At 63.4% G+C, this 21018-nt stretch carries 17 protein-coding genes; 4 read left to right on the top strand and 13 right to left on the bottom strand.

What is annotated here, in order from left to right:
• Positions 1 to 150 precede the first annotated feature (150 nt).
• Both EJ068_RS32170 and EJ068_RS32165 read left to right on the top strand, forming a co-directional pair.
• Positions 151 to 1788: a CTP synthase gene (locus EJ068_RS32170; protein WP_126060765.1), complete on the top strand. Its 1638-nt coding sequence runs from the start codon at positions 151 to 153 to the stop codon at positions 1786 to 1788.
• Between the two features lie 51 nt (positions 1789 to 1839).
• Positions 1840 to 2412, top strand: coding sequence for a DUF1697 domain-containing protein (locus EJ068_RS32165; protein WP_127250254.1), 573 nt, complete (start codon positions 1840 to 1842; stop codon positions 2410 to 2412).
• 4 nt (positions 2413 to 2416) lie between these two features.
• On the opposite strand, the gene EJ068_RS32160 is transcribed toward EJ068_RS32165, so the two are convergent.
• A complete protein-coding gene (locus EJ068_RS32160; protein ID WP_127250253.1) occupies positions 2417 to 3874 on the bottom strand; it encodes an NCS1 family nucleobase:cation symporter-1 in 1458 nt (485 codons plus the stop codon).
• A gap of 308 nt (positions 3875 to 4182) precedes the next feature.
• Between EJ068_RS32160 and EJ068_RS32155 the strand changes: the two genes are divergently transcribed.
• Positions 4183 to 4485 (top strand): DUF982 domain-containing protein, encoded by a 303-nt coding sequence (locus tag EJ068_RS32155; protein WP_042642716.1) that lies wholly within the window; start codon positions 4183 to 4185, stop codon positions 4483 to 4485.
• Positions 4486 to 4955: 470 nt separating this feature from the next.
• A complete protein-coding gene (locus EJ068_RS32150) occupies positions 4956 to 7004 on the top strand; it encodes a flotillin family protein (protein ID WP_127250252.1) in 2049 nt (682 codons plus the stop codon).
• A gap of 258 nt (positions 7005 to 7262) precedes the next feature.
• Here the strand turns inward: EJ068_RS32150 and EJ068_RS32140 are convergent, their stop codons facing one another.
• From EJ068_RS32140 to EJ068_RS32085, 12 genes are all read right to left on the bottom strand, one after another.
• Positions 7263 to 8624 carry a M24 family metallopeptidase gene (locus EJ068_RS32140; RefSeq protein ID WP_127250251.1) on the bottom strand — a complete coding sequence of 454 codons (1362 nt, stop codon included), beginning with the start codon at positions 8622 to 8624 and terminating at the stop codon, positions 7263 to 7265.
• 65 nt (positions 8625 to 8689) lie between these two features.
• Positions 8690 to 9748, bottom strand: coding sequence for an ABC transporter ATP-binding protein (locus tag EJ068_RS32135; protein ID WP_127250250.1), 1059 nt, complete (start codon positions 9746 to 9748; stop codon positions 8690 to 8692).
• Entirely contained in the window at positions 9749 to 10768 is a 1020-nt protein-coding gene (locus EJ068_RS32130) for an arginine deiminase family protein (RefSeq protein ID WP_127250249.1), read from the bottom strand.
• A gap of 42 nt (positions 10769 to 10810) precedes the next feature.
• Positions 10811 to 11620: an ABC transporter permease gene (locus EJ068_RS32125; protein ID WP_245463301.1), complete on the bottom strand. Its 810-nt coding sequence runs from the start codon at positions 11618 to 11620 to the stop codon at positions 10811 to 10813.
• Positions 11617 to 12456 carry an ABC transporter permease gene (locus EJ068_RS32120; RefSeq protein WP_127250248.1) on the bottom strand — a complete coding sequence of 280 codons (840 nt, stop codon included), beginning with the start codon at positions 12454 to 12456 and terminating at the stop codon, positions 11617 to 11619. The genes EJ068_RS32125 and EJ068_RS32120 overlap by 4 nt, the downstream gene beginning before the upstream one ends.
• A 44-nt stretch (positions 12457 to 12500) precedes the next feature.
• Complete coding sequence (locus EJ068_RS32115) at positions 12501 to 13601, bottom strand: ABC transporter substrate-binding protein (protein WP_127250247.1); 1101 nt, start codon at positions 13599 to 13601, stop codon at positions 12501 to 12503.
• 32 nt (positions 13602 to 13633) lie between these two features.
• Positions 13634 to 14866, bottom strand: a complete 1233-nt coding sequence (locus tag EJ068_RS32110; RefSeq protein WP_128314887.1) for a LacI family DNA-binding transcriptional regulator — start codon at positions 14864 to 14866, stop codon at positions 13634 to 13636.
• Positions 14863 to 15576, bottom strand: a complete 714-nt coding sequence (locus tag EJ068_RS32105) for a GntR family transcriptional regulator (protein WP_189342006.1) — start codon at positions 15574 to 15576, stop codon at positions 14863 to 14865. The genes EJ068_RS32110 and EJ068_RS32105 overlap by 4 nt, the downstream gene beginning before the upstream one ends.
• Positions 15577 to 15592: 16 nt before the next feature.
• The gene (locus EJ068_RS32100; protein ID WP_189342646.1) at positions 15593 to 16462 is read right to left on the bottom strand and encodes an NAD(P)-dependent oxidoreductase; all 870 of its coding nucleotides are present in this window, start codon (positions 16460 to 16462) and stop codon (positions 15593 to 15595) included.
• Between the two features lie 79 nt (positions 16463 to 16541).
• Positions 16542 to 17267 carry a class II aldolase/adducin family protein gene (locus EJ068_RS32095; protein ID WP_127253836.1) on the bottom strand — a complete coding sequence of 242 codons (726 nt, stop codon included), beginning with the start codon at positions 17265 to 17267 and terminating at the stop codon, positions 16542 to 16544.
• A 278-nt stretch (positions 17268 to 17545) separates the two neighbouring features.
• Complete coding sequence (locus EJ068_RS32090) at positions 17546 to 18868, bottom strand: HlyD family type I secretion periplasmic adaptor subunit (RefSeq protein ID WP_126082683.1); 1323 nt, start codon at positions 18866 to 18868, stop codon at positions 17546 to 17548.
• Positions 18865 to 21003 carry a peptidase domain-containing ABC transporter gene (locus EJ068_RS32085; RefSeq protein ID WP_245463300.1) on the bottom strand — a complete coding sequence of 713 codons (2139 nt, stop codon included), beginning with the start codon at positions 21001 to 21003 and terminating at the stop codon, positions 18865 to 18867. Before EJ068_RS32085 ends, EJ068_RS32090 begins: the two co-directional genes overlap by 4 nt.
• Positions 21004 to 21018 lie beyond the last annotated feature (15 nt).

The following is a 21018-nucleotide window of genomic DNA, read 5'->3' as shown; positions in this document are numbered from 1 at the left end:
GGTTTCCATCAAACTGCCGAAAGGGCCGGCACCGCCGGCCCTTTTGTTTTGAATGTATCAAAGCCTCTTTGCGGGCCCCCCGTGCCATTTTGGGAAAAAGCCTTCGCGGCGGTTTTTTCTCTGGCGGAATCAATCAGGCCGCGTTAAGCGATGACTCCCATGGCGCGATATGTATTCATCACAGGCGGCGTGGTTTCCTCACTCGGAAAAGGCATCGCCGCAGCAGCTCTTGGGGCTCTCCTGCAGGCGCGAGGCTATCGCGCGCGGATCAAAAAGCTCGACCCCTACCTCAATGTCGACCCCGGAACGATGTCGCCGTACCAGCACGGCGAAGTGTTCGTGACCGATGACGGCGCCGAGACCGACCTCGATCTCGGCCATTACGAGCGGTTCACCGGGCGTTCCGCGAACCAGCAGGACAACATCACCACCGGCCGCATCTACAAGAACATCATCGAGCGCGAGCGGCGCGGCGACTATCTCGGCGCGACCGTTCAGGTGATCCCGCACGTCACCGACGAGATCAAGCATTTCGTGCTGGACGGCAATGACGACTATGACTTCGTACTGTGCGAGATCGGCGGCACGGTCGGCGATATCGAGGCGATGCCTTTCCTGGAGGCGATTCGCCAGCTCGGCAACGACCTGCCGCGCAACAACGCGGTCTATGTGCATCTGACGCTGATGCCCTATATCCCGACCGCCGGCGAACTGAAGACCAAGCCGACGCAGCATTCGGTCAAGGAACTGCGCGGCATCGGCATTGCGCCCGACATCCTTCTGGTGCGCGCCGACCGGCCGATCCCGAAGGAGGAGCGGCGCAAGCTGTCGCTGTTCTGCAACGTGCGCGAAAGCGCCGTCATCCAGGCGCTGGACGTGCCGCATATCTACGACGTGCCGATGGCCTATCACCAGGAGGGGCTCGATTCGGAAGTGCTCGCCGCCTTCGGCATCGACCCGGCGCCGAAACCGCGCATGGAGCCCTGGCAGGCGCTGTCCAAGCGCATCCACAATCCGGAAGGCGAGGTAACCATCGCCGTTGTCGGCAAGTACACGGGGCTGAAGGACGCCTATAAGTCGCTGATCGAAGCGCTGTCGCATGGCGGCCTCGCCAACCACGTCAAGGTCAAGCTCGACTGGATCGAAAGCGAGATCTTCGAGAAGGAGGATCCCGCTCCCTGGCTGGAGAAGGTGCACGGCATCCTCGTTCCCGGCGGGTTTGGCGAACGCGGCTCGGAGGGCAAGATCCTGGCGGCGAAGTTCGCGCGCGAGCGCAAAGTGCCTTACTTCGGCATCTGCTTCGGCATGCAGATGGCCTGCATCGAGGCGGCACGCTCGCTGGCAGGCGTCGATCACGCATCGTCGACAGAGTTCGGCCCGACGGATGAGCCCGTCGTCGGCCTGATGACCGAATGGCTGAAAGGCAACATGCTTGAGAAGCGCCGGGCCACCGGTGATCTCGGCGGCACGATGCGGCTCGGCGCCTACCAGGCCGAACTCGCCAAGGGCTCGAAAATTGCTGACATTTACGGCGACACGCAGATTTCCGAGCGCCACCGGCACCGCTACGAGGTCAATATCGACTACAAGCAGCGGCTGGAAGAGTGCGGCCTGGTTTTCGCCGGCATGTCGCCCGACGGCGTGCTGCCGGAGACGGTCGAATATCCAGACCATCCCTGGTTCATCGGCGTGCAATACCATCCCGAACTGAAGAGCCGGCCGCTCGAGCCGCATCCGCTGTTCGCCAGCTTCATCTCGGCGGCGGTGGATCAGTCGCGCCTGGTTTAGGATGTGTTGATATCCAGGCTCCAGCCTGCGAGTTGGCCGTGCGGATTCATAATGCAGACCTACGTCGCGCTGCTCTACAGCATCATTCTGAGCGAGGGGCGGCGCGTGGTTATGGCCGATCTCAAGGCGATGGCCGAGGGTCTGGGATTGAAGAACGTCCGCACGCTGGTGGCCACCGGCAATCTGGTGTTCGAGGCGCGGACAGGTGAAATTTCGAAGCTCGAGCAACGGCTGGAAAAGGCCTTCGAGAATACTTTTGGTCGCCAGGTCGACATCATCGTGCGTGGCGCCGAGGATTGGCTGAAACTTGCCGCCGGCAATCCGTTTCCGGCTGAATCCGCCGGTGCGGCCGATCAGGTTGCGGTGCGCGTGATGCGTGAGCCTGCGTTTGAGGAAGCTGTTGCCGACCTTGCCGCCTACGCTGCCGAAGATGAGAAGGTGCGATTGGTCGGCGGCGACATCTGGTTTGTATTTTCCCGTGAAAGGCCGAGTTCGCGATTGCTCGCGGCCATCAACCACAAACGTGTGGGTATCGGCACGACGCGCAATTGGAACACGGTGCGCCGCCTCGCCGAGATGGTCGGCAAGCAGATTGAAAGGGCGGCTTTCGCCGCCCCTTCTTGATTTTTCAGGCCTTGGCTGTTCTGGCGCCGGCGCCGAGCGCCATAGTGCGCAGGACGTAGTAGACGGCGCCGGCGATGGCCACACCGAAGAACCAGCCATAGACGCCCCACCAGGACGGCAGCAGGTTGGTGAAATTGGGCAGGATCGAGGAGAAGATCGCGCCGATGCCGGCGGCGATGAAGGCGTTGACGTGCCAGCCGCCCTGGAAGCGGAATTCGCCATCTTCTCGGTAGAGCGCCGGCACGTCGACCTCGCTTTTGCGGATCAGGTAGTAGTCGACCATCATCACCCCGAAGATCGGCCCCATCGTCGCGCCGATAATGCCGACGAAATGCGCGGCGCTGCCCTCCCACGGCGCGAAGGGATAGAGCACCAGCGCGATCAATGCCGCGATGTAGCCGCCTTTCTTGAAGTCGATCTGACGCGGGAAGACGTTGGAGAAGTCGAAGGCCGGCGAGACGAAATTCGCCACCACGTTGATGCCAAGCGTGGCAACGGCGAAGGTCAGCGCCGCAAGCGCCGCCAGGAACCAGCTGTCGAACTTGGCCGAGATCTGGTCGGGGTGGAGCAGCATTTCGTGATAGACGTCGTAGGCGGCGATTGTGGTGACGCCGGCGACCAGCGAGAACAGGATCAGATTGACCGGCAGGCCCCAGATATTGCCCTTGCGAAGGGCGGCATTGTCCGGCGCGTAGCGGGCGAAATCGCAGAAGTTGAGATAGAGCGCCGAGAAATAGGTCACCCAGATCGCCGCGGCACCGAAGAGCGCGGTCCACGATCCCGGGTCGCCTGGAATGCCGGCGTCGGCGGTCTTCTCGCGCAGCACGTCCATCGGGATGTCGCTGGTGAAGGCGAAGCTGCCCGATTTCACGCAGAGATAAATGGCCAGAAGCAGCATCATCACCCACACGGCGGGACCGGCCCAGTCCTGGAAGCGGCGCACCGTCTCCATGCCCTTCTGGATGATCAACAGCTGCAGCGCCCAGATGATGACGAAGCAGATCACCTCCAGGGTCGAATGTCCCAGAAGATGCGAGCTCTTGTTGAACTCGTCGAACCATTGTAGGCGCGTCAGCAGCGCCACGATGGCGCCCGACGCCGCAGCCGTCTGAGCGCCATACCAGAAGCAGGCGACGATGGCGCGCACCAGTGCCGGAATGTTGGCGCCCCAGATGCCGAAGGAGGCGCGGGCAAGCACGGGGTAGGGCACGCCGGTTTTCACGCCGGCATAGCCGACCATGTTCATCAGCGCGTAGATGATCAGCGAGCCGATGCCGATGGCGATGATGAAATTGACGAAGCCGCCGCAGAACAGAAACAAGCTGGCCGCCAGATAGTAGCCCCAGAGGCTGTGGACGTCCGAAGTCCAGACATTGAAGATCGAAAACGGTCCCCAGTTCCTGACCGTTGCCGGAGCCAGATCCTCGTTATAGAGGTCAGGCGATGCGCCTTGAATTGTCATTGTCGTTGTTCCCCTTCTTGCAAACGCGCCCTCACGCGTTTAACCGCAGAGGTTAAGCCTGTCGCTGGGGAACCGGCAAGCAATCCATTTGCCGGCTTTCACCTTAAAGACATTCAATGAGAATCGCCGTTATCCGCCTCCTCGAAGCCTGCATCGGTCGAGTCGCCATGGGCGCTTTCTTGATCGCACAGGTGTCGGCCGGCGGGTTCCGAAGTTTTTCCATCGGCAACCAAATTTGTTTGGAACCAATCCGCCGGACGTGCGTTTATGCGGGTTCGACTGCGTTGCGGTCGGCCGGGAGGATAATCATGGATCGCTTGCATTTCTTTACCCCAGTGCGAATTGCGCGTGGGCAGGGATACCCTGTGGAGGAAGTCGATAGCGTCTCCGAGGCGATGGTGTTCCTGCGGAAATGGCCAACGGGAAGACGCGGCCCGGTTTATCAATGCGCCCTGAATTGCTGTACGGCGGCTATGTCGGGCAAGATGTCGGCCGAGGAAGCGAGGAAAGCCTTTGTCGGCTTCGCCCGCATCACCCGACTGCTGGACGACGACATGGCGCTGCCACTGGGTGGCGCGTCGATGGACAATGTCTACGCGCTGCGGCGCTAGGCTCGAAAAATCCTTTTGAAATCAATGTTCTGCGTCGGCAACGACGCAGCACGTTGGGTTTTTGTGGTTCCCAGGTTCCGCACCAGGACGGCTTGGGAGCCGATGTTTTGACCCGTCAAGAGCGCCGTTTCGCTCTCCGCCAATTTCTAGAAGTCGACGCTTCGAAGCAACAAAGCGTTGAAAATACTTGTACGATTTCGGCGTGAAGTATCTTTAAACCTGTTGGCGCTATCCCTACGTCATCGTTGTTATGTCTATCAAGGCAACACCGATGTAACATCGCTTACGCCACGCCTTTCTCACGGGGGACTCGGGAGGCGCGGTCACTTTCCCAAACAATGAGCAGCCCGAACGCTCGACACGCTCTTGGTGCGTCGAGCGTCTCGGCGCGCAATCTCCCCGCTTTGTCAATCAACACCAGCCGGGTGGCGGCCGGGTGAACGAACCCGCGCGCCCTTAGGAGACAAGACATGGAAGCCCTAGAATATCTCGGCCCGATGAAATGGACGGCGATCGAGATCGCCGTGCCGGTTATCGTGCTGGCGATCCTGTTCTGGCGGAGCGGCATGGTCCGCTACATCCCGAACGACAGGCTCGGCATCCTGGAAAAACTATGGAGCTTTCGCGGCTCCGTCAGTGATGGCTTCATAGCGCTCAACCGTGAGGCTGGCTACCAGCCGGAAGTCGTGCGCGGCGGCCTGCATTTCTTCATGCCGTTCCAATACTCGATGCACCGCGCCAATCTCGTCACCATCCCGCAGGGCCAGATCGGCTATGTCTTTGCGCGTGACGGCAAGCCGCTGCCGCCGACGCAGACACTTGCTTCCAACACAGATGCCGACGATTTCCAGGATGTGCGCGGGTTTCTCGAAAAAGGCGGACAGAAAGGACCGCAGCGCAAGATCTTGCGTGAAGGCACCTATGCCATCAATCTCGCGCAATTCATCGTGCTCACCGCCCAGTCGATCTATGCCGTCAATCTGAGCTCGTCGGAACAAAGCCTTTTTTCCAACATGTCCAGCATGATCTCGGAGCGGGGCGGCTTTGAGCCGGTCGTCATCCACAATGCCGAGGACATGATCGGTATCGTCACCATCCATGACGGTCCGGCCCTGCCGGACGGCGAGATCATCGCGCCGACCGTGGCCAACGATCCGAACGACCCGAACTTCCACAACAATTTCCAGGACCCGGAGAAGTTTCTCAATGCCGGTGGCTACCGTGGCCGGCAGCTGCAGGTGCTGGCCGACGGCAGCTACTTCCTCAATCGCATCTTTGCGACCGTCGAACTGGTCGAGAAGACGATCATCGACGTCGGCACGGTGGGTGTCGTCGTCTCCTATAACGGCCGCCACGGCGCGGACATATCCGGGCAGGCGTACCGTCACGGCGAGCTGGTCGAAATCGGCGCGCGCGGTGTCTGGTCGACGCCGCTGCTGCCGGGCAAGTATGCGTTCAATACCTATGCCGGCAATATCATCACCGTGCCGACCACGAACTTCGTGCTCAAATGGACGAAGGAGCAGTTCGGCGAACACAGGCTGGACGAGAACCTGTCCGAAGTGTCGCTGATCACGAAGGATGCGTTCGAGCCTGTGCTGCCGCTCTCCGTCGTCGTGCATATCGACTATATGAAGGCGCCGCTGGTGGTGCAGCGTTTCGGTGACATCAAGCGGCTGGTCGAACAGACGCTCGATCCGATGGTTTCCGCCTATTTCAAGAACATCGCCCAGACAAAGACGCTGATCCAGCTCTTGCAGGAGCGCAGCGACATCCAGCGCAAGTCAGGCGAGGAGATGCGCGAAAAATTCAATTCCTACAGCCTCGAACTGCAGGAAGTGCTGATTGGCACGCCGCGTGCCGCCGATGGCCAGAACAGCATAGAGCAGATCCTGATACAGCTGCGCGAGCGCCAGATTGCGGTCGAAAAGGTCGAGACCTACAAATTGCAGGAGAGGGCGGCCACTCAGGAACGCACCTTGCGTGAGAAAGAAGCGCTGGCCGAACAGCAAGCCAAGATCACGACCTCGGCACTTACCATCGAGATCAGCGAGAACGAGGGCAAGGCGCAACTCGCCCGCACCCGTCAGGAGGCGGAAACCATCCAGGTCACCGCCAAGGCGGAGGCGGAGAAGGTGCGCCTCGCCGGCCAGGGCGAGGCCGATATGATCAAGGCTGTCGCGCTTGCCGATGCCGAGCGCATCAAGGCGACCGGTTTCGCGGAGGCCGAGAAGGTGCGCGCGCTTGGCCTGGCGGAGGCCGAGGCCACCGAGAAGAAGGTCGCGGCCTTCGGCGGTCCGGACTATCAGCTCAACTCGCAGGTTCTCATGCGCTTCGCCGAGGCGATCGAGAATGGCAGGCTGCCGCTCGTGCCGCAGATCCAGATCGGCGCCAATGGCGGCGAGAAGGGTGCCGCCAACGGCCTCGTCGAGATGATGCTTTCGATGCTCGTCGCAGACCGGGTTGGACGACAAAACCTGCCGGGTGCGGTCCCGGACCCGTTGAGGAGGAATGATTGAGGATGGGCCGGTCGCACCGGCCCATCTCGCGTGGCGCGTCGATGGGCAATGTCTACGCCTTGAGGCGCCGCGCCAGGCTGAGCCACGATGCTGGTCGAGGGCCCCGCGCCGATGTCGGCGCGGCAGGCCTCTTCTTCGACAAGGTCCGACTAAAGCGCGTCGCGTCGAAACGGATTCGCGCGACGCGCTTTAAGTCTTTGTTTTGATGCATGTCGTTCTCCCAAAACCGCTGCGCACTTTTGGGCGACATGCATTAAGTCAGTTCCGTACCAACAGTTTTTGGGACGCCAGCCAGAATGGCGGCAGGCAAAGCGGGATGGCCGACAGCAGAAGCATCTCGTCCTTGATAGCGACGCCGAACTCGTCGGCGACGAAGCGCCGGCGCGCGGCGAAACGCGCCGCGAGCGCCGGGTAGCGCTCGGCGATTGTCGCGCGCAGGCCCGCGTCGGCAAAGGTCACGGCGTCCTCGCAGTTGAGCGTCACGCCATCGGGCATCGGGACAGGAATGATGTCGACCTGGAACGGCATGCCGGAGACCAGGCGCTCGCTCGAGCCCGGACGTATAGGCGAATGCATCCATTCGTCGAGGCCGACCAGATGGCCGGGATTGAGGGCCGGCCGCAGCCTGCCACGGGCCAGGGTAGAGATCACCGCTTCGTGGATCGCGCCGCCTTCGACACCGATTCCGGCCGTTTCATACCAGGCGATCAGTCCGTCGAAATAGGCCTTGGTCATCTCCAGGAAAGCGGTGTCGGCCTCGGCGATGAGGCCGCCGCGGGCCGTCAGGCCACCCCAGTACCCGACCGCGGTGGTTGCGCCCTCGCCGCGCCGCGGCACGCGGGCTGTCGGGCTGCGCAGGCCGATGACGGGGCCGCTCGCATCGTTGGAGGCGAACATCGGATGGCAGCTCATGGGTTCGCCGGCATAGCCCATGCGGGACGCGGCCGCGAGCTCGCTGTCGCCAAGGTTGAAGCCCGTGACGATCCGCCAGACCGCCATCGACGCCCTCGACGCACCCCATTCGGCCTCGGCGATCTGGTCTGCGTCGACCACGGCCCGCAGGCCCTCGACCGGGTGCATCAGCACGCGGGTGGCGTCCACGATGTCGGACGGCCCGACGATCGCGGCAATGGCATCGACGATGAAAGACGGCGCGAAGAAGGTCGGCTTCGCCAAATCCCACTCCTCGTTCTCGAGATATTTCCAGCCGACAAGGCCGATCGTGTCGCCGGACCCGAGCCCAGCTTCGCGCAGCACTGCGACAAGATCCGGTTTCTGGCTGCGATCCTGGCCCATCAGGCTCAGTGATTGGGCAAGCATCGTGACGATGCCGGGCAGGCCGGCGATCGGCGTGTAGCCGATGTTCTCGTTGCCGGTGACTATGATGCGCTGGCCTGCATTGCCCAGAAGCAGCAGGGCCTCCTCGAAGCGAGGCTCGAAGCCCGTCAGGAACGCGATGTTGGCGGCGTGCTCGCGGTCGGCATAGACGACCAGCCAGTCGGCGCCGGACTTGTTGATGGCGCGGGCGCAGCGCGTTTCATATGTCGCGGCCGGGATGGCGGGGCGCTCGACCGGAAGGCCGAAATCCGGGATGTCCACGTTGCGCAGGGTGACGGTCATTTCTGTCCTCGTTGATGCTATGCCGATGGCGCCGCGATGGACGACCGGCTTGGGTGGCAGGGGTGCTATTCGCGCGCCAGAAATCCGATGGCCGACGGCAGGAGGGCGCAGGTTGCCGTGCTGCCGGGGGTCAACTCGCGGGCGATCGCGGAGGGCGTGAGCACGCTCAGTTCCTGGCCGTCGGCCGTGATGACGGTGACGCGTTCCGACGTGCCGACGAAGGACACGTCCGCGACCGTGACGGAGAAGGAGACCGAGCCAGGCGCCACATCACCGAGGGTGATGTCTTCCGGGCGGACCCAGACCGTGATCGCGCCGTCGCCGTGACGCGTCCGGTCATAGGCGGCGGGCATCGGCACGCGGATGCCGAAAAGATCGAGTTGCGCGCCGTCCGTTTGAGCCGACAGGATGTTGTTGCCGCCGAGGAAGCCTGCGACGAAGCGCGAGGCCGGCGCCCGGTAGATTTCGCGCGGACTGCCGATCTGAACGATGTTGCCGTTCTGGAAGACGGCAATACGGTCCGACATGGCGTAGGCCTCTTCCTGGTCGTGCGTGACGAAAACGAACGTGACGCCGGTTTCCTGGTGGAGACGCTTCAGCTCACGCTGCATGGCGTCGCGCAGCTTGCGATCGAGCGCCGAGAGAGGCTCGTCGAGGAGCAGGATCTTCGGTCCGAAAGCAAGCGCGCGGCCGATGGCCACGCGCTGCTGCTGGCCTCCGGACAGTTCGCGCGGCTTGCGTGCGGCGAGCTGGTCGAGGCCGACCAGCTTCATGACTTCATCAACGCGCGCGGCGATGCGCGCGTTGTCCCATTTGCGCACGCGCAAGGGGAAGGCGATGTTGTTCGCCACCGACAGATGGGGAAACAGCGCATAACCCTGGAAAACCAGGCCGAAGTTGCGGTCCTCGGGATCGACGCCGGTGATGTCGGCGCCGTCGAGCAGGATCGTTCCGGAGTCCGGCCTGGTAAAACCGGCGATCGACATCAGCAGGGTTGTCTTGCCCGAGCCGGATGGGCCGAGCAAGGTCACGAATTCGCCCTCGTTGATCGACAGGTCGACGCCGTCGAGCGCGATTGCCGATCCGTAGGCCTTGCGAAGCGTGCGGATGTCGAGGAAAGCCATTCAGTTCGGGTCCCGGGCGAGCGGCCCTGTCGAGCAATGGATGCCGCCGCCGTTCAGTTCGATGCATTCATAGTCGAGCGTCAAGATGGTGATGCCGGCCTTGTCCAGCCGCTCGGCGAGCCGGGGAGTACGGGTGGCATGCATGACGACCCTGCCAGGCGCGATGGCCAGGCAGTTCAGCGAGAAGGCATTGTCCTCGGGCGGCAGCTCGATCAGATTCATGCCGCGCTTTTTGAGGCGGTCGATGAAGAAGTAAGGGAGCTCGTTGATGTTGATGATGGCGGTCTCGTGATCGATCATCATGAAGCTGCCGTCGATGTGGATTCGATAGCCCGGCATCGGCACCTTGATCAGCTCGACGCCGAGGCTGTTCAGGATCATCTCGACCTGGCGGATACCTTCCTCGTTGCAGGCGACGGAGTGCGAGCAGACCGCCGTCTTTTCGTCGATCAGCGCGAAGCCGCCACCCTCGAACACCGCTTCGCCATGCAACGTTCCCAGAATCGGGCAGCCGGCCTTTGCCAGGGCCTGGGTGACCATCAGTTCCTCGCCGCGGCGAGCGCGCCGGGCAAGGCGGGTGACGATGGCGCCGCCTTTGACGCCGATGACACTGTCACGGCAGAAGGTCGATTTGAGCGCGCCGGGCGCCGCCTTCTCGGTGAGGATCACATCGACGCCTTCCGAGCGAAGCAGCGCGGTGAAGGCGTCATGGGCGGCCTGCATGGCGGTGAGATCCGGCGGGGTCTTACCCATGAAGTACCAACCCTTCTCCGGGTCGCCGAAGCCGCCGATCTCGGGCATTGGCTTGTTCTTGTCGACGATGTTGATCTCCTCGCCCGGGCGATGCATCAGCACCGCGCGCAGCTTGCCGACATCGTTGGTGCAGCCCCATGGACGCCCCCAGACCCGCGTCTGTTCCTCGGGATCGTGGAAAGCCGGCGTCGGCACCGATCCGAATGTCTGGAAGAACTTCGCCTCGCGATATTCGTGTTCGCTCATAGCGGCGGTGTGTGCTGACATGTCCTTGGTTTCCTTTCTTAACTTGTGGACTGGATGAGGGGTTCACGACCGGCGCTGCGCAAGACGCTCCCATACGGTCATGCGCAGCAACAGGCAGATGATGGTGATGACGAGCATGACGGTGGCGATGGCGGCCAGCGCCGGGTCGACGGCGTCGGCGATGCTTGTCCATATCTTGCGCGGCAGCGTCACCAGCCGACGGCTGGTGATGAAGAGCGTCACCGTGATCTCGTCCCAGGAGACGATGAAGGCCAGGATGGCGCCGGCGATCGTGCCCGGCAGGATATTGGGCAGGATCACCCTGCCAAAGACGGTGGGCGGGCGGGCGCCCAGCGAGCGCGCGGCCTGGACGAGGCGTGGATCGAGGTTCGACAGCGAGGCGCCGATCGCCAGAACGGCAAGCGGCATCGCCAGGATGACATGGACGATGGTGACGCCGAGCCAGCTGTCGAGCAGCGACAGCTTCGACCACAGCCGCACCATGCCGACGGCGTAGATGATCGGCGGCACGATAAGCGGCGAAAGCAGAATGATGCGCAGGGTCGAGGGCCATCGCCCGGCATAGACCCAGGCGCCGATGGCGAAGGCCGCCGACACGCCGGTTGCGGCGATGCTGGAGGCGAGCGCTATGCCCAGGCTGGTCAGGATGCTCGGCAGCCAGCCGGCGCGCCAGTCCGCAAGCGAGGCAAAGTGCTGGAATGAGATGCCAGTGGTCGGCAACGACAGATAGTCCTTCGCCGTCAGCGCCACCGGCACGACCACCAGCACGGGCACGAAGAGGAAGGCAAGCAGCAGCCATGCCAAGGTCCAGGGCAGCCAGCGCTCGCCTATGCGACGCAAACGCAAGCTCATCGGCGTCCGCCTTCGAAGGCGGCGCGAAGCGCGGGACTGCGCGCGGCGACCGCGACCAGCACCCCGACGACAAGCAACAGCGTCGTGGAGAGGGCGGTTGCCACCCCCCAGCGCAAGGTTGAGGAGATCTGCACCGAGATATATTCGGCGACCATGAGCACGCGGCCGGCACCCAGAATGGCCGGTGTCACCAGGAAGCCGAGCGAGAAGATGACGATGAACAGGCTGGCGATCGCAAGGCCGGGCAGGCTGAGCGGCAGCCAGACGCGGGTGAAGATGGTGACGGGCCTCGCCCCAAGCGATCGCGCTGCCTGGATGATGCGCGGGTCGATTTCGGAAAGGTTGGTGTAGAGCAGCAGGATCGCGAACGGCATCATGTAGTGGACCATGCCGACGATCACGCCGAACTGATTGTAGACGAGCTCCAGCGGCTCGGCGATCGCGCCGCTGCCGACCAGCGCCGAATTGAGCACGCCGTTGCGGCGCAGGATGGTGATCCAGGCAAAGGCGCGCACCAGCACCGAGACCCAGAACGGCACCATGACCATGAACAGCGCGACGCGGCGCGCGGCCGGCCGCATGTGGACCAGCGCGAAGGCGACCGCATAGCTCATGACGATCGTCAGTACGGTCGTCACCGCCGAGACGATCATCGTCGTGCGCACGACCCGCCCGATCGCGGCGCTGCCGAACATCTCGACATAGTTGCCGAAGCCGAAGGTCGGCTCGGTGAATGAGAGCGCCAGCACCTGAAGGATGGGGACCACGTAGAGACAGATCGTCAATAGCGCGGCCGGTACCGTCAGGCCGAAGGCCCAACGCTGGAAAGACGACATGGCGGCTACCCGGCCACCGGCTGGAAGCCGGTGGCCGTCCCTGGTCAGCGAGAGATGAAATCGAGGAACTTGTTCTGCAGCGCGGCTTCGTTGTCGGCGTAATACTGGGCCGAGATCTTCAAGCCTGTCTTGGCGTTCTCCGGCGCCAGCGAATAGACCGCCTTGTCTTCCTCGGTCATGAGAGCGAGCGCCTTGGGATTGGACGGGCCGTTCCCCATGATGCGCAGCAGGGTGATCTGGCCTTCCGGCTCCATCGACGAGTTGATGAAGTCGAACACCTTCTTGCCGGCGGGGTTGCCCTTCGGCACGGACCATGCGCTGGCAAACATCAGGTTGTTGTTCCAGGTCCAGGTGAACTGGGGGTTCTCCTTGCGCAGCAGGTTGGCGCGGGTGTGCCAGATGTTGCCCATCACCACCTCGCCGTCACGGAAGAGCTGCTGGCTCTGCGCGCCCGACTCCCAGAAGATCAGGTTCGGCAGAAGCGGCTCCAGCTTCTTGAAGGCGCGGTCTACGTCGAGCGGATAGATATCCTCGGGCTTGACGCCGTCGGCGAGCAGGACCGCCTCGAGCTGGCCCTGGATCCATTTGCACATCGTGCGCTTGCCAGGGAATTTCTCGAGATCGAAGAAGTCGGCCCAACTGGCGGGCGCGGTCGAGAGCTTCTTGGAATCGTAGGCGAGCACGTTGGAATAGGTGTAGTTGCAGATGCCGAATTCGGCGGCGAGGCCGTCGCCGACCAGGCTCTTGTCGACGATCGAGTAGTCGATCGGTTCGACATAGCCACCCTTGCCGAGCACGAGCGCGTCGGTCATGCCGCCGTCGGTGGCGTCCCAGGTCACATTCATGGAATCGACCATTGCGCGGATCGCTCCCGTCTCCGGGCCGGCGCCGTCGATCACGACCGGTATGCTCGACTTCTTGGTGAAGGGCTCGCCATAGGCCTTCTGGAAGGCGTCGAGCGCGGCGCCGCCCCAATTGCAGACGACGATCTCATTGGCTTCCGCCGATGCTGCGCCGGGCCGCATCGCGACAGCGAGGCCGAGGCCGGCCATGGCGGTAAGGAAGGAGCGACGGTCGATCCGACCGGATTTGAACTTCTCGATTGCTATTAACGCTGCGTCTTGACCAAAGCGGTTGCTGGACATGGCTGTTCCCCTTTTTAGGTCCGTCTGGAGTCCTAGTTTTCGGTGACTTCCTCCCGGGCCGGCGCCAAGCCGCCGGTTGGCGGCTCGGAACCGGTATTGCTTGCAGACCGCCGTAGCCGGCGGCCTGATGGCGGCGCGACCGATGCACGGACGACGAGCTCGACGCCGATGCGTTCGGTGACCGCTTCTGTTTTTCTGCCTGTGATGAGGTCCAGCAGCATGGCGACGCCGCGCCGGCCGAATTCGGCCGGAGACTGCCGCACCGTCGTCAGCGCCGGCGAAAGAAGGTCGGCATTGCTGATGTCGTCGAAGCCGATGAGCGAGACATCCTCGGGAATGCGCAGGCCCATGCCGCGCGCCGCGCGCATGGCGCCAAGCGCCAGCATGTCGCCGCAGGTGAAGACGGCGGTCGGCGGATCCGGCTGCTCGAACAGCTCCTTGAAAGCGCCGACAGCCTGGTTTTCATCATAGTCGCAATGGACCACCAGCCGGTTGTCGACCGCCATGCCCGCCGCTTCCAGCGCCTCGGCATAGCCGGAGAGCCGCTCGGTCGTGCTGAGCAGGCCATGCGGGCCGGCGATCGCGCCAATGCGGCGATGGCCCTTCTCGATCAGGTGGCTGGTTGCCATGCGGGCGCCGTCGGCGTTCCTGGCAAACAGGCGCGGCGCCCGGGCGCCCGGCACATCCTCGTCGAGCAGGACCACGCCGCCGGTCCGGTTGATGCATTTGACCAGCCGGCCGTCGTCCGAATGGTTGGTGAGAAGCAGGATGCCGTCCACCTGGTGGTCCTCGATACGCGCCAGGAAGGCGAGCTCATGATCCACCAGGTTGCGGCTGTTGAGCATCAGCAGGTTGTAGCCGTGCCGCGCCGCCTCCGCTTCGGATGCGGAGGCGATGGCGGCAAACAGCGGGTAGGCGATGTCCGAGGTTATCAGGCCGAGCGTCTCGCTGCTGCCGCGCGTCAGCCGCCGGGCAATGGCGTTGGGACGATAACCGAGGCGCGCAGCTGCCTGCTCGATCTTCAGCGCTGTCGAGTCGGGCAGGCTGATGCGGCCGTTGAGATGGCGCGACACGGAGGTTACCGAGACGCCCGCCGCCCGCGCGACATCACGGATGGTGATCTTCAATCGATCCGACAAACGCTTCAACGCTCCCGGCAGGATGATGTTGAACTTGGCTGGTAAACCGGTTTCGTAGACCGCCCAAAAAAAAGAGGCCGCCGGCTCCGGACCTGACAAGGCGAGGGCAGGGACGGGAGCGATCACAGAACGTCTCCCGCACGGAAGAACTCCTGATGCTCGCGCTTGAGGGTGGCCTGGTCGCAGTCTACATTGCGAATGTGCGCGGCCATGAGGCGCGCGGCCTCGCCAGTCTTGCCGGCACGGACTTCATCGAGGATCGCGCGATGCTCCGCGATGATCGAGCGGATGTGATCCGGCTTCATGCCGATCAGGAACTGAACGCGCATCATGTCCGCCGATATATGCTGGCAGGCAGCCCAGGCGCGGGGATGCGCGAAGGCAGCCGTCAGGCCCGAGTGGAAGGCCATGTCGGCGCGATGCAGGGCGCCCATGTCGTCGCTGTCGACCAGCCGTTCCTGTGCCCGCAACGACAGCTCGATTTCGTCGAGCGTGCCGGGATCCGGATGGACGCCGCTGTTGGCGATGACCGCGCTTTCCAGGGTCGAGCGGATGAACACGGCCTCGCGGACCCGGGTCATGTCGATAAGCGAGACGCGGGTGCCGGTTTGCGGCGAAATCTCGATCAACCCCTCGTCGAAGAGCCGGGTGAAGGCCTCGCGCACCGGTGTGCGGCTGATGCCCATCGCCTGCGCGACGTCAGTCTCGGCAAGGCTCGCGCCCGGCAGGACACGCGCGGTGATGATCGCCTCGCGCAGTTCCTGATAGGCCTTGGCCGAAATCGTGTTCCGTCGCTCGGTCTGCTCGGTCAGGATTGGCGCGTTCAGCTTTAGCATATCTGTATACTGGCATTCAGGATTTTTGGGAGTCAAGAAGCGGTTTGCCGGAAACCAGCGGATTTCGTGGATCGTCGAGCGCTTTGATCGCCTCCGCGATCGCGGCCGCGGTCCCCTCGGGCGTTGGCAGGCCGCCGCAATGGGGTGTGATGCGCACGCTTTCATGCGCCCAGGCCCAATGATCGGCCGGCAGCGGCTCCTGGAGGAAAACGTCGAGCCAGGCGCCGGCGACATGGCCGCTGTCCAGCGCTTGCCTGAGCGCGGTCTCGTCGAGATGATCGCCACGCCCCAGATTGACCACATAGGCACCCGGCGCCAGCAGGGCGAAGAGCCGCCCGTCGAGAATGCCGCGCGTGTGCTGGTTGGACGGCAGCAGGTTGACAAGGAGATCGGCCCCCGTGACGGCCGGAACCAGTCCGCCCTCGCCATGAAAGGCGGTCACGCCGACACGTTCGCGGGGCGTGCGCGACCAGCCCGAGACCCGGAAGCCCGTTGCCGCGAGGCCCGACGCGACATGACCGCCGATCATGCCCAGGCCAAGCACCGCGACCGACAAGGCGCCGCGGTCGCGGATCTCGGAAACAGCCCGCTGCCACTTGCGCGCGCCCTGGCTTCGGCGAACGGAAAAATCGTCCTGCTGGCGGGCGAATGCCGCGTGCATGGCGTAGTCGAGAATTTGCTGTGCTTGCGCGGGATCGCGCAGGCGCACGACAGGCATATCGTCGGGCAGGCGCGGATCGGAGGTCAATTGATCCGTGCCGGCGCCCAGGCAGAGCACAGCGCGCGTCGAAGCAGGCAGCTTCGCCATGTCCGGCGGAAAAGCCCAGGTCACCAGCAGGTCGTAGTCGGTGTCCGGGGCGCAATCGGTCCAGCGGCGGAATTCCACGCCGGGACAGGCCGAGCGCAACGCGGTATCGAACGCCTCCGAATAAGCGAGAGGATCGGCAAGCACGACCCGCACGGCGTCAACGGCCGTCGAAGACGAGGCCCGAGAGCCGACGCAATGCCAGCCACTCCAGTTCGGCGGCGCCGTCCGGATCGGCCTCATATTGCGCGGCGGTGCGTTCGCACACGTCGCTGGACGGAAGATGCACGGGCCGGCCGCTGCCAAGCACGGCAAGCTGGATGCGGCACGCCTGCTCGAGGTTGTACATCAGGGAAAACGCCTCGCCGACGGAACGGCCAACCGTCAGCAGGCCATGGTTGCGCAGGATCATGGCGCGATTGTCGCCGAGATCGGCGACGAGGCGCTGCTGCTCGTCCCGGTCGAGAGCGATCCCCTCGAAAGCGTGATATCCGACACGGCCGTAGAAGAGCAGGGCGGTCTGGTTAAGCGGCAGCAGGCCTTCTTCAAGGCAACTGACCGCGACGCCCGCGGCGGTGTGCGTGTGCATGACGCAGATAGCGTCGGGCCGTGCCGAATGGACTGCCGTGTGGATGACGATGCCTGCCGTGTTGATCGGAACCTGCGTGCCCCGCATCTGGCGTCCTTGATGGTCGATCACCGCAAGCGAGTCCGCGGTGACTTCCCCGAACAGGTCGCCATAACGGTTGATCAGCAGGTGGTTCGGCTCTTCGGGCAATCGCGCCGAAATATGAGTGTGGATCAGGTCGTCCATGCCGAAATGGGCAATTAGCCTGTAAGCCGCCGCAAGTTCCTGGCGCATCGCCGTCTCGGTGGATGAAGTCATTTGCAGGTCGCCTCCTGTTAACGATCGGCATACCTGAACTCCTGTATACAGGTCAATAACGTCCGCTTGGTTTTCATTGAGCGGCGGTGTGCGGGAATAGTGTGGCTGCGGTGAACGACGCTTTAATCCGCGGCCTCTGGCGGGCATCGGCCGGAGAACTGCTCGGCCTGTCAGTCCGACGTAAACAGCGTCAGAACGAGGGGTCAAATGCGTGTGCTATGAAGCCCCATAAGTGACCACTCGCTCCGGCGGACGTCGGTTCGCATTAGCTTCGCGACTCAGGGTTCGCGGATGCTTTCGTCGAGACCACGCAGGAGCGGATAGAGGAAATATGACAAGATCGTGCGGTCGCCGGCCTTGATCTCCGCGGTCACTGCCATGCCAGGAATCAAGCGGAAACTGCTCGGCACATCACGCAGATCGGTCGCGGTCAATTCCACCCGTGCCTTGTAATAAGGACGTTGTTGCCCACCATTCTTCGGATCCTGTGTGAAGGTGTCGTCCGAGACGGTTCGAACCTTACCGGACAGGGTACCGTGCTTCTGGAAGGCCCACGCCTCGAGTTTCAGGCGAACTTCACTGCCGGCCTCGACATGGCCGACATCGAGCCCCTGGACAGAGACTTCTGCCTCCAATGGAGAACCCAGAGGAACGAGCGTATAAAGCGGCTCTGCTTCTTTCAATACCGAGCCAACAGAGCGCTGCGCCACTTCGAGCACGATCGCGTCGGCGGGTGCGGTTAGCACCGTGACAGCCTTCCGCCGCAGCGCCTTGTCGAGTTCCCTGGCCGCGGCATCGTGATCGCGGCGCGCTTGGACTAGTTCCTCGGCGGTCTTCTGGCGGAACTCTGCGAGGTAAGCCGCTTCCTCGGCCTTCAAGCGTTCCACATTCTCCTCGAGCTCAGCCATGTTGTTGCCCGCGAGCAGCATTTCCTGCTCGACCTGCAGCCGCTGACCCTTGGCAGACAGATAGTCGACCTTCGAGCCGACCTCCCTCTTCAGCAGAACGTCCCGCATCGTCTCAAGATCTTTCGCCACGCCAAGGCGAACCTCCAATGCCTCGCGATCGGCGCTCTTGGTCGCCATCTGGGCTTGAACATTGCGGATCTGCCGATCGTAAGAAGCCAGCTTCGCCTTGTTCTCCTCTACCCTCCGGATCCATATCGTCGACTGCAGGCGCGCTTCGTCATCCAGGTTTTGGGGGTTGTATGGCCGGTCGTCGAGCTCGGACTCGAGCCGCCCGATTTGCGCGGCGAGGCTCGCGACCTTTCCCCGCAATTGATCGGCATCGGCTTCGCTGAACGTCGCGTCGAGGGTCGCCAATGCGTCGCCTTTCCGCACGATGTCGCCCACCTTGGCGTCGATGCTGCGCACGGTCGAAATCTCGAGCGGCTGCACCACAATCGTCGAGGCCGTCGTCACCAGCTTGCCCGGTGCGACCACGATCTGGTCGACCTTGGCTACCGACGCCCAAATGCCAGCGACCATGATGACCGCGACAAGTACGTACAGCGTGGCTCCCACGACCCAGGGCGGGCGCCGCTCGTCAATCTTGCGTGCATCGCTTTGAAAGTCTCTCACCGCTGGAAGGAGCGTGCTCATCGGGCAAGGTGCCTGTTCTGCTGGTTCCAAAGCTGTCGGTAAGTCATGCAACGGGACAGAAGTTCGCCATGTTTCCCGTGATCGACGATCCGGCCGCGATCGAGCACGACAATGGCATCCGCTGCGACGAGCGAGGACAGACGGTGCGAAACCATGACCACGGTTCGCCCCTCGGCAATGCGGGCAAGGTTTGCCTGGACGATCGCCTCGCTCTCGGGATCAAGCGCGGAGGTCGCCTCGTCCAGGATGAGGATGCGCGGTTGGCGCAGCAAGGCACGGGCGATCGACAGGCGCTGCTGCTGGCCGCCCGACAGGTTGGTGCCGCCCTCCTCGAGCAAGGTGTCGTAGCCCTGCGGCAGTAGTTTGATGAACTCGTCGGCACCCGCCATCGTCGCGGCGTGGACGATCTCCTCCAGGGTTGCATCTGGCCTGGTCGCGCCGATGTTCTCGCGCACGGTGCCGCGAAACAGAAAGCACTGCTGCATCACGACGCCGACATTGCTGCGCAGATGCGGGAGGTCGAGCTCGCGAATTTCATGACCGTCGATCCGCACCGAGCCGTGCTGGATCGGGTACGTGCCGCGCATCAGCCGCGTCAATGTCGACTTGCCCGAGCCGCTGCGCCCGACGATGCCGAAAACCGAACCGGCCGGGATGGTCAGCGACACGTCGTTCAGGGCCGGCGGAGCGCTGTCGCTGTAGCGGAAGATCACATGCTCGAACTCGACAGTGCCCGCGATCGGCGGGCGCAGGCCGCGCACATTCGGTGGCCGCTCCGGACTGCGGTTCATGATGTTGCCGAGCATTCGCACCGAGAGCCCGGCCTCCTGGTAGCCTTGCACCAGACCGACGATCTGTGAGAGCGGCGTGGTGACCCGGCCCGACAGCATGTTGAACGCGATCAGCGCGCCCACCGTCATCTGGTTGTCGAAGACTAGCAGGGCGCCGAAGCCGACGACCGCAACCGTCAGCAGCTTTTCGAGAAGCCCGATCACCGCCTGCGCCGAGGTAGAAATCCGCCCGACGTCGAACCGCGACTCGGCGGCCTGGGCGCAGAGCGCGTCCCAGTCGCGCTGGCGCAAGGGCTCGGTCGCCAACCCTTTGACCGTTTCCATGCCGTGGATGGTCTCGACGAGATAGGCCTGACGCTGCCCTTCGGCCTCGTAGAGGACGCGCAACTTGCGGCGGTAGAGCGGGATCAGCCCGCCGATCACACAGGCGGTGACGGCGGAAAAGCCGAGCACCATTGTGGCGAGACGACCGCTGTAGAGGAACAGCAGCGGCACGATGACCAGCAGCGAGGTGGCGTCGAGCAACGTCAGAAAGAGGCGGCCGGTCAGAAACTCCCGGATCTTCTCGACCTGCTGCATGTGCTTGGTGATGACGCCGGCCGAGGCGCGCTCGAAGAAATCGATCGGCAACGACAGCAGACGCGCGAAGGTGCGGATCGAGGTGCGCACATCGATCCGTGCCGAGGCGTAGACCAGCAGGATGCGCCTGAGATAGTTGAAAACCGCATCGAACAGGACTGCGGCGCTGACCCCGATGGCGAGCACAACGAGCGTCGTATAGGCCTGGTGCACGAGCACCTTGTCGACGGTGATCTGGATGAAGATCGGCAGGGCAAGCGCCAGCACCTGCAGCGCGACCGCGGCCACCGCGATGTCGCGGAACATCGCGCCGTTGCGGACGACTTCCGGGAGGAACCAGGTAAAGCCGAACGGCCGGCTCTCATCCGCCAGCGCGAATGTGCGGCGCAGCAGCAGGAGCTCGCCGGTCCACTTCCTGCAGAACGTCGCCTGGTCGAGGGGTAATACGTCGAGGCAGTCAGCGAGGGGGTCGAGGACTCCAACCTTGTTCTCGTTGAATCCGAGCAGGATGACGCTGTTGCCATTTGTCAGCCGGGCGATCACCGGATAGGCGTCGCCGAGGCGTTGCAGGTCCTTCCAGCCGACCTTTAATTTGCGGCTGCGCATGCCGCTGCTGCGGGCGATCTTCGGCAGCAGCCGGGTGATGTCGTCATCGGGCCTCAGCGCAAAGTCGTGCTTGATGCGCTCGGGGGAAAGATCGATGCCGTAGTGCCGCCCGATGGCGACAAGGCACTGCAGTGCTGTTTCGACCGGAGACCCTTCCACGGTACCGCGCAGATT

Source organism: Mesorhizobium sp. M2A.F.Ca.ET.043.02.1.1 (assembly GCF_003952405.1).
Lineage (GTDB): Bacteria > Pseudomonadota > Alphaproteobacteria > Rhizobiales > Rhizobiaceae > Mesorhizobium.
This window is presented reverse-complemented; position numbering and strand designations above follow the sequence as displayed.

Coding starts and splice junctions, on each gene's coding strand:
- EJ068_RS32170 (WP_126060765.1), top strand. CDS start 151: ATGACTCCCATGGCGCGATATGTATTCATCACAGGCGGCGTGGTTTCC.
- EJ068_RS32165 (WP_127250254.1), top strand. CDS start 1,840: ATGCAGACCTACGTCGCGCTGCTCTACAGCATCATTCTGAGCGAGGGG.
- EJ068_RS32160 (WP_127250253.1), bottom strand. CDS start 3,874: ATGACAATTCAAGGCGCATCGCCTGACCTCTATAACGAGGATCTGGCT.
- EJ068_RS32155 (WP_042642716.1), top strand. CDS start 4,183: ATGGATCGCTTGCATTTCTTTACCCCAGTGCGAATTGCGCGTGGGCAG.
- EJ068_RS32150 (WP_127250252.1), top strand. CDS start 4,956: ATGGAAGCCCTAGAATATCTCGGCCCGATGAAATGGACGGCGATCGAG.
- EJ068_RS32140 (WP_127250251.1), bottom strand. CDS start 8,624: ATGACCGTCACCCTGCGCAACGTGGACATCCCGGATTTCGGCCTTCCG.
- EJ068_RS32135 (WP_127250250.1), bottom strand. CDS start 9,748: ATGGCTTTCCTCGACATCCGCACGCTTCGCAAGGCCTACGGATCGGCA.
- EJ068_RS32130 (WP_127250249.1), bottom strand. CDS start 10,768: ATGTCAGCACACACCGCCGCTATGAGCGAACACGAATATCGCGAGGCG.
- EJ068_RS32125 (WP_245463301.1), bottom strand. CDS start 11,620: ATGAGCTTGCGTTTGCGTCGCATAGGCGAGCGCTGGCTGCCCTGGACC.
- EJ068_RS32120 (WP_127250248.1), bottom strand. CDS start 12,456: ATGTCGTCTTTCCAGCGTTGGGCCTTCGGCCTGACGGTACCGGCCGCG.
- EJ068_RS32115 (WP_127250247.1), bottom strand. CDS start 13,601: ATGTCCAGCAACCGCTTTGGTCAAGACGCAGCGTTAATAGCAATCGAG.
- EJ068_RS32105 (WP_189342006.1), bottom strand. CDS start 15,576: ATGCTAAAGCTGAACGCGCCAATCCTGACCGAGCAGACCGAGCGACGG.
- EJ068_RS32095 (WP_127253836.1), bottom strand. CDS start 17,267: ATGACTTCATCCACCGAGACGGCGATGCGCCAGGAACTTGCGGCGGCT.
- EJ068_RS32090 (WP_126082683.1), bottom strand. CDS start 18,868: ATGAGCACGCTCCTTCCAGCGGTGAGAGACTTTCAAAGCGATGCACGC.